This window comes from Allobosea sp. NPDC055332 (genome assembly GCF_053645455.1).
This window is the reverse complement of the sequence record NZ_JBSHMO010000005.1, coordinates 124,133-138,604: the sequence shown is the minus strand read 5'-3', so window position 1 is coordinate 138,604 and position 14,472 is coordinate 124,133. Positions and strand designations below refer to the sequence as shown.

15 protein-coding genes are annotated in these 14,472 nt (G+C 68.5%); all 15 read left to right on the top strand.

Going from position 1 to position 14,472, the window contains the following annotated elements; translation table 11 throughout:
• Positions 1-19: 19 nt before the first annotated feature.
• The 15 genes from hslV to lnt all read left to right on the top strand — a co-directional run bounded on the left by hslV (position 20) and on the right by lnt (position 14,393).
• Positions 20-589 (top strand): ATP-dependent protease subunit HslV, encoded by a 570-nt coding sequence (gene hslV / locus ACWIGM_RS26110; protein WP_454028895.1) that lies wholly within the window; start codon positions 20-22, stop codon positions 587-589.
• Positions 586-1,086 carry a GNAT family N-acetyltransferase gene (locus ACWIGM_RS26105; protein WP_454028894.1) on the top strand — a complete coding sequence of 167 codons (501 nt, stop codon included), beginning with the start codon at positions 586-588 and terminating at the stop codon, positions 1,084-1,086. The genes hslV and ACWIGM_RS26105 overlap by 4 nt, the downstream gene beginning before the upstream one ends.
• Positions 1,086-2,393, top strand: a complete 1,308-nt coding sequence (hslU, locus tag ACWIGM_RS26100; RefSeq protein ID WP_454028893.1) for an ATP-dependent protease ATPase subunit HslU — start codon at positions 1,086-1,088, stop codon at positions 2,391-2,393. Before ACWIGM_RS26105 ends, hslU begins: the two co-directional genes overlap by 1 nt.
• Positions 2,390-3,994 (top strand): murein biosynthesis integral membrane protein MurJ, encoded by a 1,605-nt coding sequence (gene murJ, locus ACWIGM_RS26095; RefSeq protein ID WP_454028892.1) that lies wholly within the window; start codon positions 2,390-2,392, stop codon positions 3,992-3,994. The genes hslU and murJ overlap by 4 nt, the downstream gene beginning before the upstream one ends.
• A 52-nt stretch (positions 3,995-4,046) precedes the next feature.
• Complete coding sequence (gene trpS, locus ACWIGM_RS26090) at positions 4,047-5,108, top strand: tryptophan--tRNA ligase (protein WP_454028891.1); 1,062 nt, start codon at positions 4,047-4,049, stop codon at positions 5,106-5,108.
• Positions 5,109-5,192: 84 nt separating this feature from the next.
• Positions 5,193-5,687 carry a universal stress protein gene (locus tag ACWIGM_RS26085; protein WP_454028890.1) on the top strand — a complete coding sequence of 165 codons (495 nt, stop codon included), beginning with the start codon at positions 5,193-5,195 and terminating at the stop codon, positions 5,685-5,687.
• A 92-nt stretch (positions 5,688-5,779) separates the two neighbouring features.
• The gene (locus tag ACWIGM_RS26080; protein WP_454028889.1) at positions 5,780-6,346 is read left to right on the top strand and encodes a NifU family protein; all 567 of its coding nucleotides are present in this window, start codon (positions 5,780-5,782) and stop codon (positions 6,344-6,346) included.
• A 66-nt stretch (positions 6,347-6,412) separates the two neighbouring features.
• Complete coding sequence (gene tsaB, locus ACWIGM_RS26075) at positions 6,413-7,096, top strand: tRNA (adenosine(37)-N6)-threonylcarbamoyltransferase complex dimerization subunit type 1 TsaB (protein WP_454028888.1); 684 nt, start codon at positions 6,413-6,415, stop codon at positions 7,094-7,096.
• A gap of 6 nt (positions 7,097-7,102) precedes the next feature.
• On the top strand, positions 7,103-7,600 hold the full coding sequence (locus tag ACWIGM_RS26070; RefSeq protein WP_454028887.1) for a GNAT family N-acetyltransferase: 498 nt from the start codon (positions 7,103-7,105) through the stop codon (positions 7,598-7,600).
• A gap of 87 nt (positions 7,601-7,687) precedes the next feature.
• On the top strand, positions 7,688-8,485 hold the full coding sequence (locus ACWIGM_RS26065; protein WP_454028886.1) for a lysophospholipid acyltransferase family protein: 798 nt from the start codon (positions 7,688-7,690) through the stop codon (positions 8,483-8,485).
• 126 nt (positions 8,486-8,611) lie between these two features.
• On the top strand, positions 8,612-9,967 hold the full coding sequence (gene miaB, locus ACWIGM_RS26060; RefSeq protein WP_454028885.1) for a tRNA (N6-isopentenyl adenosine(37)-C2)-methylthiotransferase MiaB: 1,356 nt from the start codon (positions 8,612-8,614) through the stop codon (positions 9,965-9,967).
• Positions 9,968-10,055: 88 nt separating this feature from the next.
• Positions 10,056-11,213, top strand: a complete 1,158-nt coding sequence (locus ACWIGM_RS26055; RefSeq protein ID WP_454028884.1) for a PhoH family protein — start codon at positions 10,056-10,058, stop codon at positions 11,211-11,213.
• A complete protein-coding gene (gene ybeY, locus ACWIGM_RS26050; RefSeq protein WP_454028883.1) occupies positions 11,210-11,809 on the top strand; it encodes an rRNA maturation RNase YbeY in 600 nt (199 codons plus the stop codon). The genes ACWIGM_RS26055 and ybeY overlap by 4 nt, the downstream gene beginning before the upstream one ends.
• Positions 11,806-12,798 carry a hemolysin family protein gene (locus ACWIGM_RS26045; RefSeq protein ID WP_454028882.1) on the top strand — a complete coding sequence of 331 codons (993 nt, stop codon included), beginning with the start codon at positions 11,806-11,808 and terminating at the stop codon, positions 12,796-12,798. The genes ybeY and ACWIGM_RS26045 overlap by 4 nt, the downstream gene beginning before the upstream one ends.
• Positions 12,795-14,393: an apolipoprotein N-acyltransferase gene (lnt, locus tag ACWIGM_RS26040; protein WP_454028881.1), complete on the top strand. Its 1,599-nt coding sequence runs from the start codon at positions 12,795-12,797 to the stop codon at positions 14,391-14,393. Before ACWIGM_RS26045 ends, lnt begins: the two co-directional genes overlap by 4 nt.
• Positions 14,394-14,472: the final 79 nt, after the last annotated feature.

Here is a 14,472-nt window from a genome sequence, read left to right as displayed (position 1 = left end):
TGCCCGAGACCGAATCGCAATGTCAGAGACTAGCAACGCCCCCGTCATGCACGCGACCACCATCCTGATGGTGCGCAAGGGCGGCCGGGTCGTGATCGGCGGCGACGGCCAAGTCTCGCTCGGCCCAACGATCATGAAGGGCAATGCCAAGAAGGTGCGCCGCCTCGCCAAGGGCGCGGTGATCGCGGGCTTCGCCGGCGCGACCGCCGACGCCTTCACCTTGTTCGAGCGGCTAGAGGCCAAGCTGGAGCAGTTCCCGACGCAATTGCTGCGTGCCTGCGTCGAGCTTGCCAAGGACTGGCGCACCGACCGCTATCTGCGCCGGCTCGAAGCGATGCTGCTCGTCGCCGACAAGGATGTCTCGCTGCTGATCTCCGGCACCGGCGACGTGCTCGAGCCGGAAGCTTCCGAGCATGGCTCGGTGATGGCGATCGGGTCGGGCGGTAACTACGCGCTCGCTGCGGCCAGAGCCCTGGTCGATGGCGAGGCCGATGCCGAAACCATCGTGCGCAAGGCGATGAAGATCGCCGGCGACATCTGCGTCTACACCAATCACTCGCTCATCATCGAAAGCCTGGAGACCGCATGAATTTCGTCGCCGACGGCTATGCCTTCGCCCCCGCGACGCCTGACGATTTCCCGATGCTGGCGCGCTGGCTCGAGCAGGACCATGTCCGACGCTGGTGGGGCGATCCCGACGAGGAGCTCGCCGAGATCGCACGCATCTTCGGCGATCCCAGCATGGAGGCGCTGATCGTCAGCCATGACGGGCGGCCCTTCGCCCATCAGCAGAGCTGGGATCCGGCGGTCTGGCCCGACTACCCGCTGCAGGACCAGCCGCCGGGCACGCGCGGTATCGACCAGTTCATCGGCGAGGCCGACATGCTCGGCCAGGGCCATGGCACGCGCTTCATCGGCGCCTTCACCCGGCATTTGCTGGCGCAGGGCGCGCCACGGGTGGTGATCGATCCCGATCCGGAGAATCTCGCCGCGATCCGCGCTTATGAGAAGGCCGGCTTCACGGCCCTAGACGTTCGCGAGACCGGCGACGGCCCCGCGCTGATCATGATCCAGGAACCTGTTTGATGACGTCGTTTTCCCCCCGCGAGATCGTCTCCGAGCTCGACCGCTTCATCGTCGGCCAGAAGGACGCCAAGCGCGCCGTCGCGATCGCGCTGCGCAACCGCTGGCGGCGGCAGCAGCTGGAAGGGCCGCTGCGCGAGGAGGTCGCGCCCAAGAACATCCTGATGATCGGCCCGACCGGCTGCGGCAAGACCGAGATCGCGCGACGCCTCGCCAAGCTGGCGAACGCGCCCTTCCTCAAGGTCGAGGCGACCAAGTTCACCGAGGTCGGCTATGTCGGCCGCGACGTCGAATCGATCGTGCGCGACCTGGTCGAGGTCGCGATCGGCCTGGTGCGCGAAAGCCGGCGCAAGGATGTCGAGGCCAAGGCGCATGTCGCGGCCGAGGAGCGCGTGCTCGACGCCCTGGTCGGGCCGACCGCCAGCCCGACGACGCGCGACTCTTTCCGCCGCAAGCTGCGCAACAACGAGCTCGACGACAAGGAGATCGAGGTCGAAATCGCCTCGGCGGCCTCCGGCGCGCCGATGTTCGAGGTGCCCGGCATGCCCGGCGCCTCGATCGGCGCGATCAACCTCTCCGACATGCTCGGCAAGGCTTTCGGCCAGCGCGGCAAGCCCAAGCGCGTGCTCGTCAAGGACGCCTATCAGCCGCTGCTCGCCGAGGAGAGCGACAAGCTGATCGACCAGGATGCCATCGTCCAGGCGGCGATCCGCGAGGTCGAGAACAACGGCATCGTCTTCCTCGACGAGATCGACAAGATCTGCGCCCGCGAGGGCCGCGGCGGCGCCGACGTCTCGCGCGAGGGCGTGCAGCGCGACCTCTTGCCGCTGATCGAGGGCACGACGGTCGCGACCAAGCACGGGCCGGTGAAGAGCGACCACATCCTGTTCATCGCATCAGGCGCCTTCCACGTCTCGAAGCCGTCCGACCTCTTGCCAGAACTGCAGGGGCGCCTGCCGATCCGGGTCGAGCTCTCGCCGCTCGACGTCGAGGACTTCAAGCGCATCCTGACCGAGACCGAGGCCAGCCTGATCAAGCAGTCGGTGGCGATGCTGGCGACCGAAGAGGTCGCGATCGAGTTCACGCCGGACGCGGTCGCGGCGATCGCGCGCATCGCGGTCGAGGTCAATTCGAGCGTCGAGAACATCGGCGCGCGCCGGCTGCAGACCGTGATCGAGCGCATCCTCGACGAGATCTCGTTCACCGCGACAGATCGCGGCGGCGAGAGCGTCACGATCGATGCCGCCTATGTCGAAGCGCGCATCGGCGATCTGGCGCGGAACACCGATCTCAGCCGGTTCATTCTGTGAGCCATCCGGGCGAGGCAGAGACCCCGTCGTCCCGCCTCGCCCGCGATTCCCTCGTCGTCGGCGCGGCGACGATCCTGTCGCGCCTGCTCGGCTTCGCCCGCGACGTGCTGATCGCCCGCCTGCTCGGGACCGGGCCGGTTGCGGATGCCTTCCTGGCGGCTTTGCGCCTGCCCAATCTGGTCCGACGCGTGCTCGGCGAGGGCGGGCTGAACGCGCCCTTCGTGCCGCTCTATCTCGCCATCAAGGCCGAGCGCGGCGAAGAGGATGCAAGGCGTTTCGCCGGCACGGCAGCGAGCCAGCTCGGGCTCTGGCTGATCGGCTTCGTCGTTCTGGCAGAGATTTTTGCGCCCTGGGTCGTACTCGGACTGGCCGGCGGCTTCGCCGAGGAGCCGCAGACCTTGGCCCTCGCCGCCTTCTACACGCGTCTGATGCTGCCCTTCGTGCTGCTGACCACGCTCGCCGCACTGCTCGCAGCATTACTCAACGCCGAGGGGCGCTTCACGGTGGCGGCACTGGCGCCGGCGCTGATGAACGCGATCCTGCTCGCGGCGCTGCTTGTCGAGCTGATCCGCGGGAGCGACAGCCAGACCAGCGCCACGGTGCTCGCCGCCTGTCTGAGCCTGACCGGCCTCGCCCATCTCGCGATGATCCTTTGGCGCCTGCGCGATATCGGACTGCCGCGCCCGAGCCTGAGCTGGTCGCCGGACATGACGCGGCTGGTCCGGACAGGCGGAGCGACATTGCTCGCCGCCTCGGCCGCGCAGCTCGTCCTGCTGATCTCGACACAGATCGCCTCGACCGAGCCGGGCTCGGTCTCGGCGCTGTACTATGCCGACCGGGTCTTCCAGCTGCCGCTCTCCTTTTTCGGCGTCGCCATGGGCACGGTCGTGCTCTCGGCCATGGCAGGCGAGATATCGCAGGCGGATCACGACGCCTTGCTCGGCCGGGCACTGGCGCTCGGCCTGGCGCTGGCGGTCCCCGCTGCCACGGCCCTCTATGTGCTGGCGGAGCCGATCGTCTCGGTGTTGTTCGAGAACGGGCAGTTCGGCGCAGCCGATCGCGTCCGCACCGCCGCCGCGCTTGCGGCTTTTGCCTGCGGCTTGCCCTTCGCGCTCGCCGCCAAGGTCTTCGGGCAGGTCTATTTCGTGCGCCGGCAGCCGCGGTTGCCGCTGATCGCGGGCCTTGTTGCCGTCCTCGTGGCGGCATTGACCGGGTTCGTCCTGCTCGGCTGGCGCGATGCCGCGATGATCGGGGCGCTCGCTGCAAGCCTCGCCTTCATCGTTCAGACCAGCCTCATGGGGATCCATCTCCTGCAAGCCGGGCTGTGGCGACCTCGCCGGGCGGATGCCAGAGCGATCCTTGTGATCCTGGTGGCAACCATCCTCATGGTGCTGGCACTGAATACCCTGATCGGACTGTTCCTTCCTGCGCTGGACCCCGGCGAGCCGGCCTTGCGGCGCGCCTGCGCGCTGATGCTCCTGTGCTGCGCCGGCGCTGCTATTTACGCCGTCGCCGGCTTCCTGCTTGGCGCCTTCGACGCTGTCCTGCCGCCCTGGCTCTTGCGCCTTCGCGGCGCTTCCGTCAGAACGCCGCGTTCCTGAGCGGATCGACCCCCGACTCAAGACTTTTTTCGCCCTGACGACGGAGCGCCCCATGGCCGCTTTCTCTCCCCGCGTCTTCTCCGGCATGCAGCCGACCTCGACGCTCCATCTCGGCAACTATCTCGGCGCGCTGGTGAACTGGGTCGCGATGCAGAAGACCCATGACTGCATCTACTGCGTCGTCGACATGCACGCGATCACGCAGGGGCTCGACGTCTGGGGCGGCCCGACTGAGCTGACCCGCGCCACGCGCGAGGTCGCCGCCGCCTATATCGCCGCCGGCGTCGACCCGAAGAAGAGCATCATCTTCAACCAGAGCCAGGTCTCCGGCCATGCCGAACTCGCCTGGGTCTTCAACACGATCGCGCGCCTCGGCTGGCTCAACCGCATGACCCAGTTCAAGGAGAAGGCCGGCAAGGACCGCGAGAACGCCTCGGTCGGGCTCTACGACTATCCCGTGCTGATGGCGGCCGACATCCTGCTCTACAAGGCGACGCATGTCCCGGTCGGCGAGGACCAGAAGCAACATCTCGAATTGACCCGCGACATCGCCCAGAAGTTCAACAACGACTTCGCCGAGCGCATCGCCGAGCTCGGCGTCGGCACCAGCGATCTCGGCTACTTCCCGCTGCCCGAGCCGATGATCCAGGGCCCGGCGCCGCGGGTGATGAGCCTGCGCGACGGCACCAAGAAGATGTCGAAATCGGATCCGTCGGACTATTCGCGCATCAACCTGACCGATGATGCCGACATGATCGCCCAGAAGATCCGCAAGGCGAAGACCGACCCGGAGGCACTGCCGTCCGAAGAGAAGGGTCTGGACGGCCGGGCGGAAGCCGAGAACCTAGTCGGAATCTATGCCGGCCTCTCCGGCGAGACCAAGGCGCAGGTGCTGGGCCAGTTCGGCGGCAGCCAGTTCTCCGGCTTCAAGGCGGCGCTGGTCGAGCTCGCCGTCGGCAAGCTCGCGCCGATCGCCGACGAGATGCGCCGCCTCCTGGCCGATCCCAGCCATATCGACGGCATCCTCAGCGACGGCGCCGACCGGGCCGCCGCCATCGCCGCGCCGATCATGCTCGACGTCAAGGACATCACCGGCTTCGTGCGCCGGCGCTGATCCGGCAGGTGCCGCGAGGGAGGCTTGCGCTGACCTTGCGGCGCCTGTCACCATGACACGTCCTCGAAGCGGCGAGAGGCAGCAATGGTCAAGAGACGGCGGTCCTACGAGACGGGCCATCGCCCGAAATTCCTCGCTGTCGTCGACGACAGCCCGGAATGCGCCAAGGCGGTGCGCTTCGCGGCGCGCCGCTGTGCCCGTCTGGGCGCATCGATCGTTCTGCTCGGTGTGATCACGCCGCCGCCGGACGAGACCTGGCTCGGTGTCGGCGACATGGTGCAGGCCGACGCCGAAGCGGAAGCCGAGGAGCTGATCGACGCGGCCGCGGCCGCCGTGCGCTCGCTTGCAGGGCTGGAGCCCGAGAAAGTCGTGCGCACCGGCATCAAGGCCGACGAGATGGTCAAGCTGATCGAGGCCGACGAGGACATCTCGCTGCTGGTGCTCGCCGCCGGCACCGGCCGTGACGGACCTGGCCCGCTGGTCAGCGCCCTCGCCGGCAAGGGAGCCGGCAGCTTCCCGATCCCGGTTGCGATCGTGCCCGGCCATCTCGCCGACGAGGAAATCGACGCATTGGCCTGAGCTGAGGTCGCAACTGCTGGAATCGTTCCAGCGTCCGGCCTATATCGGGAACAGGAACGGCGGCCTTGACCCGCCGGCGCCGGAGAGAAGACATGTTCATCCAGACCGAAGCCACGCCCAACCCCGCCACATTGAAGTTCCTGCCCGGCCGCAGCGTCTCGCCGGAAGGGCCGATTGAACTGCGCGACCCGGCGCTTGCCGAACGCTCGCCGCTCGCCACGCGCCTGTTCGGCGTCAAGGGCGTCTCCGCAGTGTTCTTCGGCTCGGACTTCATCACCGTGACCAAGGCCGAGGGCGAATGGCCGCATCTCAAGCCCGCCATCCTCGGCGCAATCATGGAACATTACATGTCGGGCGCGCCGCTGATGAGCGCTGGCGCCCCGATCGACGAGCTCGCCGAGAGCGAGGATGAGTTCTTCGCCGACGAAGACGCCGAGACCGTCGAAACGATCAAGGAACTGCTCGAGACCCGCATCCGCCCGGCGGTCGCCGGTGATGGTGGCGACATCACCTTCCGCGGCTACAGGGACGGCACCGTCTATCTCGCCATGAAGGGCTCCTGCTCGGGCTGCCCTTCCTCGACCGCGACGCTGAAGCACGGCATCCAGAACCTGCTGCGCCATTTCCTGCCGCAAGTGCGCGAGGTCGAGGCGGTTTGATCGCCGTCGAATTCAGGGCATGATTCTGGTCAGCAGCTGCATCGCAATAGTCCGGACCCAGCCCTGATGCGCATCCTCGCGATAGATACCGCGCTCGGAGCCTGCTCGGCCTGTGTGCTCGACACCAGTGATCCCGTTCCGGTCGCGATCGAGCAGACTGCGATGGAGCGCGGCCATGCCGAGGCGCTGATGCCGATGATCGAGCGCGTGATGGCCAAGGTCGAGGGCGGCTTCGCCTCACTCGACCGCGTCGCCGTGACCATCGGCCCCGGCAGCTATACCGGCCTGCGTGTCGGCATCAGCGCGGCGCGGGCGATCGCGTTCGCCGCCGGCATTCCCGCGATCGGTGTCTCGACGCTGGCCGCCAGCGCCGCGCCCTTCATCGGCCGCGAGGGTGGACGCGTCGTCGCAGCCGCGGTCGACGCCAAGCATGGCCAGGTCTGGTTCCAGGCCTTGAACGCGCAGGGCAAGCAGCTCGTCTCGGTCCGCCAGGTCAACCATCGCGACGCCGCCCGCGCCATCGGCGCCGGCCCGGTCTCGCTGGTCGGCTCGGCCGCACTTGCGGTCGCCAACGAGGCCTGGGCGATCGGACTCGACGCGCTTGTCGTCGATGACGCCAAGGCGCCGGACGTGACCTGGGTGGCGCGGCTCGGCCTGATCGCCGACCCCGAGAGCGCACCGCCGCGCCCGCTCTATCTCAAGGCGCCGGAAACGACGCCACAGGATCGCGCCCGGCTGCCGCGGCGCTAGCGGGCGATGAATTGGTTCCAATCCCTGTTCAGGCGTCGGTCGAAGACGGGCCGCACCGGCCTGCTCGATGTCCGCCATGCCAGGCAGGTCGCGGCCCTGCATCACCAGGGCGGCTTCGCGCGGCTCTGGGAGCCTGGCGAATGCGCCGCGCTGCTCGCCGACCCGTCGATCGTTGCGGACGGCGTGTTCATCGGCAGCGCTGGCGAGCCTTGCGGCTTCGTGATGTCACGCATAGCCGTCGACGAGGCGGAGATCCTCAGCATCGTCGTTGCTGGCGGCAAGCGCCGGTCCGGGCTCGGACAGACGTTGCTCTCAGCCCATCTGGCGCAGCTGGCGGCGCGTGGGACCGCACGCCTCTTCCTCGAGGTCGAGGAGGGCAATGCGCCGGCGATCGGCCTCTACCATCGGCTCGGCTTCGAGACCGTCGGGCGGCGCGAAGGCTATTACCCCAAGCCGGACGGCAGCCGCGTCGCGGCGCTGGTGATGCGGCGCGATCTCGGTTGAGCCAGGCGAAGTAGACGCCTGCCGAAAGCCCCACTATAGCCGGGGCCGCAGAAGCGGGGCGCCAACGCAGAGAATGAACGGCTCAGCATGAAAGGCCTCCGTCCCGGCGCCATGGCGCGGCTTGCGCTGCTCGTCATTGGCACGCTCATCCTGATCCCGCCACAGCTCGTGGCGATGCGCTTCGGTCGGCCCTTCTATTTCACCCGCCTGTTCCAGAAGCTGGGCTGCCGCTGCTTTGGCGTGCGCATCACCACGCGCGGCGCGGCTCCGCCGGTCGGACAGGGCGGCTTGATCGTGGCCAACCACATCTCCTGGCTCGACATCCCCGTCATCGGCACGACCGGGCCGCTCTCCTTCGTCGCCAAGGCCGAGGTCGCGACCTGGCCGGTCATCGGCTGGCTCTCGACGCTGCAGCGCACCGTCTTCATCGACCGGATGCGCCGCGGTGCCACCGCGGGCGTCGCCAGCGAGATGGGCAAGCGGCTGCAGAACGGGCAATCGGTGGTGCTGTTCGCCGAAGGCACGACCGGCGACGGCACGCGTATCCTGCCGCTCCGTTCCTCGCTGCTCGGAGCTGCTCACGAAGCCGTGCGCGAGGCGGACGAGGCCGAGACAACCGTCTACCCGCTCTGCATCACCTATACCGGCTTCCACGGCCTGCGCGGCGGCCGCGCCGAACGCTCGGCGCTGTCCTGGTATGGCGACACCGAACTCGCGCCGCATTTGCAGGCGATGATCAATGCCGGTGCGATCGATGTCGAGCTCGCCTGGGGCGAGCCGATCCGGATGGGCCGCAAGCTCTCGCGCAAGGAGGCGACGCGCCTCGCCGAGATCGCGATCCGGCGGGCGCGGCAGGAGGCCGTCACGGGTCGGTCACGCGCCTGAGTCAGATTCGTATCGGCTGCGGACTGTTGCGGCCCGGATATTGCGTGGTGGCAAGCGGCGGCGATATGATTCCCATGCTCGGGGCGATTGGGATAAGGAGACGCGGTTGAGGCCGGATCAGCGTTGATGAAGAAAGTCCACATCAAGTCCTATGGCTGCCAGATGAACGTCTATGACGGCCAGCGCATGGCCGACGTCCTTGGCCAGCAGGGCTATGTCGAGACTGCGACGCCCGATGACGCCGACCTCGTTCTGCTGAATACCTGCCATATCCGCGAGCGGGCGGCGCACAAGGTCTATACCGAACTCGGCAAGCTGCGGGATCTGAAGCGCGAACGGAAGGCGCAGGGACGCGAGACCACGCTCGTCGTCGCCGGCTGCGTTGCGCAGGCCGAAGGTGCCGAGATCCAGCGACGCCAGCCGGCGGTCGACCTCGTGATCGGCCCGCAGACCTATCACCGCCTGCCGGAGCTGCTCGCCCAGGCGAAGCATGGCCGCGTCGTCGACACCGACCTGCCGCCCGAGGACAAGTTCGGGCATCTGCCCGCGCCGAAGCCAGCCGCGATCCTCGCCCGTGGCATCTCGGCATTCGTCACGGTGCAGGAAGGCTGCGACAAGTTCTGCGCCTTCTGCGTCGTGCCCTATACGCGCGGCGCCGAGTTCTCGCGGCCGGTCGCGCAGGTGATCGCCGAGGTCGAACGACTGGCGGAAGCGGGCGTGCAGGACATCTCGCTGCTCGGCCAGAACGTCAACGCCTATCATGGCGCGGGGCCGGGTGGCGGCACCTGGACCCTGGCGCGATTGATGCTCCGGATCGCGCAGGTGCCGGGAATCGCCCGCATCCGCTACACCACGAGCCATCCGCGCGACATGGACGAGGAACTGATCGCCGCTCATCGCGACCTGCCGCAGGTGATGCCGTTCCTGCACCTGCCGGTGCAGGCCGGTTCCGACCGGATCCTTGCGGCGATGAACCGCAAGCATACCGGCGACGACTATCGCCGGCTGATCGACAGGATCCGCGAAGCGCGGCCCGACATCGCCCTCTCATCGGACTTCATCGTCGGCTTCCCCGGCGAGAGCGATGCTGATTTCGAGGAGACGCTGCGGCTGATCGCCGATATCCGCTTCGCCTCGGCCTATTCGTTCAAGTACTCGCCGCGCCCTGGCACGCCGGCGGCCGAGCTTTCCGAGCAGATCCCGCTCGCCGTGATGGACGAGCGTCTCCACCGGTTGCAGGCCCTCGTCGAGGACCACAGGCAGGAGTTCAACCATGCCATGGTGGGGCGCACGGTCGAGGTGCTGCTCGAGCGCAGCGGCCGCCATCCCGGCCAGCTCGCCGGCAAGACACCCTATATGCAGGCGGTCCAGATCGAGAGTGCGACGCACCGGATCGGCGACCGTGTCATGGTCCTGATCGAGCGCGCCGGCTCGAATTCGCTGTTCGGCCGCGCGGTGGAGCGGCCGGGTCTGGCTGCCTGAGACGGTTCGAGTGCGTAGCGTGCGATGGCGTCGGCGTTGCGGTGAAGGTTTCTGACTGCGCCTGTCCGACTCATTCCCAATGGAGACAATGGCATTGGCCCAGGCCGATCAATTCAATCCGAGAGCCGAGCGCGGCGCACGCCGCGACGAGCCGCTGACGCGCGAGGGCCTGCCCGGCGCCGAGGTCGAGCTCACCTTCGACAACAACCAGACCGCCGGCCTGGTCTTCGGTCATTACGACCAGAACCTGGCGCATCTGGAGCGCCGCCTCGGCGTCGTCGTCGCCCCGAACGGCAATCACGTCACCATCAAGGGGCCACGCGAGACCGCCGAGCAGGCGAGCCGCGTGCTGCGCACGCTCTACGCCCGCGCCAAGACCGGCGCCGCCGTCAATCTCGGCGAGGTCGACGGCGCGATCGAGGAGAGCAATGTGCAGCGCTCGCTTTTTCCTGCCGACAATGCCGGCAAGGCCGCCTTCGACGCGGTGGTGACGCGCAAGCGCGGTCCGGTCAGGGCGCGTAATGCGGCGCAGGACGCCTATCTGCGTCAGCTCAAGCGCCATGAGCTCGTCCTCGCCGAGGGCCCGGCCGGCACCGGCAAGACCTGGCTCGCGGTCGGCCATGCCGTCTCGCTGATCGAGCAGGGTGTGGTCGAGCGCATGGTGCTGTCGCGCCCGGCCGTCGAGGCCGGCGAGCGTCTCGGCTTCCTGCCCGGCGACATGCGCGAAAAGGTCGATCCGTATCTGCGGCCGATCTACGACGCGCTCAACGACTTCATGGAGGCGCGCCATGTCGAGCGCGCACTGCAGACCGGCATGATCGAGATCGCGCCGCTCGCCTTCATGCGCGGGCGCACGCTGAGCAATGCCGTGGTGCTGCTCGACGAAGCGCAGAACGCCACCTCGGTGCAGATGAAGATGTTCCTCACCCGCCTGGGCGAGGGCTCGCGCATGATCATCACCGGCGATCCCTCGCAGGTCGACCTGCCACCGGGCCAGCGCTCCGGTCTGGTCGAGGCGGTCAGGCTGCTCTCGGGTGTCGAGGGCGTCGGCCATGCCCGCTTCGAGGAGGGCGACGTCGTCCGCCACGCGCTCGTGCGCCGCATCGTCATGGCCTATGAGGACGCCTCCCGGAAGGAGCGCGACGAGCGCGAGGCCCGGCTTGCCGCCCTGCCCGCGCCGGATGCGCCCGTCGAGGGCGATGCCGACGGGCTGAAGCGCATGCTGTCGCGGGAGCGGCCGCGATGACCGACCGACCTCGTTCGCGGCGCGCAGCGCCGCGAACCGAAGCTCCGGAGCCCGACCCAAGCGGGCCCTCGCTCGACATCCGCCTGCAGTCGCGGCGCTGGCGCGACGTCGAGGATTTGCGGCCCCGCATCGCCGCCGCCATCGACGCTGCGCTGGCGCTGGCTCCGGTCGCCCCGCAACCCGGGGCCGAGCTCAGCCTGCTGCTCACTGACGACAAGCGCATCCGCGTCGTCAACCGGGACTGGCGCGGCTTCGACAAGGCGACCAACGTCCTCTCGTTCCCGGCCGCGCCGCCTGAGCGGATCGCGTCGAGCCCGGTGATCGGCGATATCGTGCTCGCCTTCGAGACGATCGCCCGGGAGGCCGAGAGCGAGGCAAAATCCTTCGGCGACCATCTCAGCCATCTCGTCATCCACGGCCTGCTGCATTTGCTCGGCGAGGACCATGAGACGGAAACGGAGGCGCAGCGCATGGAAGCGCTTGAAACCGCCGCCCTCGCCCGGCTCGGCATCGCCGATCCCTATGCCGGCTCCGATCCGGAGCCCGTCCAGCCCCGCCCAGCGGCCAAGAACCCGAAGTCCCAGCCAGCGTCATGAGCGACGACACCCGATCTACCTCATCGTCGGAACCGAGCAGTCGCGGCCTGTCGCACTGGCTCGGCCAGTTCCTCGACCGTCTTGGCCTGCGCCATGGCGGCTCGATCCGCGAGGACATCACCGAGGCGCTGGCGCAGGACAGCGGCGGGGTCACCGATCTTTCCCCGCAAGAGCGGGCGATGCTCTCCAACGTGCTGAGCCTGCGCGAGCGCCGCGTCGCCGACGTGATGGTGCCGCGCGCCGACGTCATCGCGGTCTCCTCGGAAGCGACGCTCGGCGACCTGCTCGCGCTGTTCCGCACCGCCGGCCATTCGCGCCTGCCGGTCTATGGCGAATCGCTCGACGACCCCCGCGGGATGGTCCACATCCGCGACTTCCTCGATTTCATCGCCGCCCGCGCCAAGCCCGGCCGGCGGGCACGCGGCGAGGCGGAAGCCGGCGCAGGACCGAGCCTCGGAGCCATCGACCTGTCGATGACGCTGGCCCAGGCGAAGATCCTGCGGCCGGTGCTCTACGTCCCGCCCTCGATGCCGGCGGTCGACCTCCTGGTCCGGATGCAGGCGACGCGCACCCATATCGCCCTGGTGATCGACGAATATGGCGGCACCGACGGGCTGATCTCGATCGAGGACCTGGTCGAGATCGTCGTCGGCGACATCGAGGACGAGCACGATCTCGACGAGGCACCGGCGATCGCGCCGGCCGGCGAGAACCGCTTCATCGCCGATGCCCGCGCCACCCTCGACGAGTTGAAGGAGGCGACCGGAATCGACCTGTCGAGCGCCGAGGTCGCCGAGGAGGTCGATACGCTCGGCGGGCTGATCGTGACGCTCGCTGGCCGCGTGCCGGTGCGCGGCGAATTGATCAAGGGACCCGAGGATCTCGAATTCGAGGTGCTCGACGCCGATCCGCGCCGGGTCAAGCGCCTGCGCATCCATCGCCGCGATGCGATCGCGACCGAGGCACCAGCCGCGCCGGACGCCGCATGATCAAGCTGTCAGTGCTGGCCGACCGCGTCATCCTCGCCTGGGGCTGGCCGCGCCGGCTGATCGCGCTCATCTGCGGGGCGAGCGGCGCACTGGCGCTGGCCCCGCTCGATCTCTGGCCGCTGATGGTCGTGCCGATGACAGCCGCGGTCTGGCTGATCGACGGCTCCGTCGCCGAAAGCCGGCGCGGGCGCCTCTGGGCGGCAGCGACTGTCGGCTGGTGGTGGGGCTTCGGCTATCATCTCGCCGGGCTCTGGTGGCTGGGGGCTGCCTTCCTGGTCGAGGCCGACAAGTTCGCCTGGGCGATGCCGCTCGGCGTCGTCGCCCTGCCCGCCTTCCTCGCGATATTCCCGGCCGCCGGCTTCGCCCTGGCGCGGGCGCTCTGGCCGACCGGTGCCGGCCGCATCCTGGTTCTGGCCGCAGCGCTGGCGCTGAGCGAGTGGCTGCGCGGCCATGTCCTCACCGGCTTCCCTTGGAACGTCTACGGCATGATGCTGGCAGGGCCGGCCTGGCTTGCCCAGAGCGCCAGCCTGATCGGGCTCTACGGGTTGACGGCGCTCGCAGTCGCAATCGGCGCGGCGCCGGCGACACTCTGCACGGGGGAGACCGACACCGCGCGCTGGCGCGCGCCGACTCTCGCAGCTGCCATGCTGGTTGTCATGGCGGGCTTCGGCGCCTGGCGGATTCCGGCGGAGCCGGTCCCGGCGGTCAGCGGCGTCAAGCTGCGATTGATGCAGCCGAACCTGCCGCAGGACGCCAAGTTCAGCCCGCGCAACAGCGAGATGATCCTGTCGCACTATCTTGCGCTCAGCGACCGGGCGACCAGCCCGGCGACGACGGGCGTGCAGGATGCGACCCATCTGATCTGGCCGGAATCGGCCTTTCCCTTCCTGCTCGGGCGCACGCCGCAGGCGCTGGCGCGGATCGCCGCCCTGCTGCCGCCGAACACGACGCTGATCACCGGCGCAGCCCGCGCCGGCGAGACCCTGCCGGGCGAGAGCCGGCCGCCGATCTACAATTCGATCCAGGTCGTCAACGACGAGGGCACGATCACCGGCAGCTACGACAAGGTCCATCTCGTGCCGTTCGGCGAATACCTGCCGGCCTTCCTCGATCGGCTGATTCGCGCCGTCGGGCTGTCGGAGTTCGTCTCGGTCCCCGGCGGCTTCGCTTCGGGGAGCCGACGCACGCCGCTGCCGATTCGCGGGCTGCCGCCGGCCGCGGCGCTGATCTGCTACGAGGTGATCTTCCCGGGCGCGGCGATGCCGAGCGGCCCGCGGCCCGGGTTCATGCTCAACCTGACCAATGACGGCTGGTTCGGACAGACCAGCGGGCCCTATCAGCACCTCGCACAGGCCCGCTTACGCGCCATCGAGGAAGGCCTGCCGCTGGTGCGCGTCGCCAACACCGGCATCTCGGCTGTGGTCGATCACTATGGGCGCATCCGCGCGGCACTGCCCCTCGGCGAAACGGGAGTTCTCGACACCTCATTGCCGCGGGCAGGGCCGGCTACGCCCTATTCACGCTTCGGCGACCTTTTCTTTGCAGGTGTAGTTGCCAGCTCAATGCTCGCTGGAGTATTAATGCGGAGACGGTGATCCCATTTGGAACTTTCTTACGGGAAGACCGCCGAATGGTCGGTGGCGCCTGGCCTTCAATAGGCCGCCGACAGGTCTG

What these genes read in the sequence shown, in the direction of transcription:
- hslV (WP_454028895.1), top strand. Translation starts at nt 20, where the DNA reads ATGTCAGAGACTAGCAACGCCCCCGTCATGCACGCGACCACCATCCTG.
- ACWIGM_RS26105 (WP_454028894.1), top strand. Translation starts at nt 586, where the DNA reads ATGAATTTCGTCGCCGACGGCTATGCCTTCGCCCCCGCGACGCCTGAC.
- hslU (WP_454028893.1), top strand. Translation starts at nt 1,086, where the DNA reads ATGACGTCGTTTTCCCCCCGCGAGATCGTCTCCGAGCTCGACCGCTTC.
- trpS (WP_454028891.1), top strand. Translation starts at nt 4,047, where the DNA reads ATGGCCGCTTTCTCTCCCCGCGTCTTCTCCGGCATGCAGCCGACCTCG.
- ACWIGM_RS26085 (WP_454028890.1), top strand. Translation starts at nt 5,193, where the DNA reads ATGGTCAAGAGACGGCGGTCCTACGAGACGGGCCATCGCCCGAAATTC.
- ACWIGM_RS26080 (WP_454028889.1), top strand. Translation starts at nt 5,780, where the DNA reads ATGTTCATCCAGACCGAAGCCACGCCCAACCCCGCCACATTGAAGTTC.
- tsaB (WP_454028888.1), top strand. Translation starts at nt 6,413, where the DNA reads ATGCGCATCCTCGCGATAGATACCGCGCTCGGAGCCTGCTCGGCCTGT.
- ACWIGM_RS26070 (WP_454028887.1), top strand. Translation starts at nt 7,103, where the DNA reads ATGAATTGGTTCCAATCCCTGTTCAGGCGTCGGTCGAAGACGGGCCGC.
- ACWIGM_RS26065 (WP_454028886.1), top strand. Translation starts at nt 7,688, where the DNA reads ATGAAAGGCCTCCGTCCCGGCGCCATGGCGCGGCTTGCGCTGCTCGTC.
- miaB (WP_454028885.1), top strand. Translation starts at nt 8,612, where the DNA reads ATGAAGAAAGTCCACATCAAGTCCTATGGCTGCCAGATGAACGTCTAT.
- ACWIGM_RS26055 (WP_454028884.1), top strand. Translation starts at nt 10,056, where the DNA reads ATGGCATTGGCCCAGGCCGATCAATTCAATCCGAGAGCCGAGCGCGGC.
- ybeY (WP_454028883.1), top strand. Translation starts at nt 11,210, where the DNA reads ATGACCGACCGACCTCGTTCGCGGCGCGCAGCGCCGCGAACCGAAGCT.
- ACWIGM_RS26045 (WP_454028882.1), top strand. Translation starts at nt 11,806, where the DNA reads ATGAGCGACGACACCCGATCTACCTCATCGTCGGAACCGAGCAGTCGC.
- lnt (WP_454028881.1), top strand. Translation starts at nt 12,795, where the DNA reads ATGATCAAGCTGTCAGTGCTGGCCGACCGCGTCATCCTCGCCTGGGGC.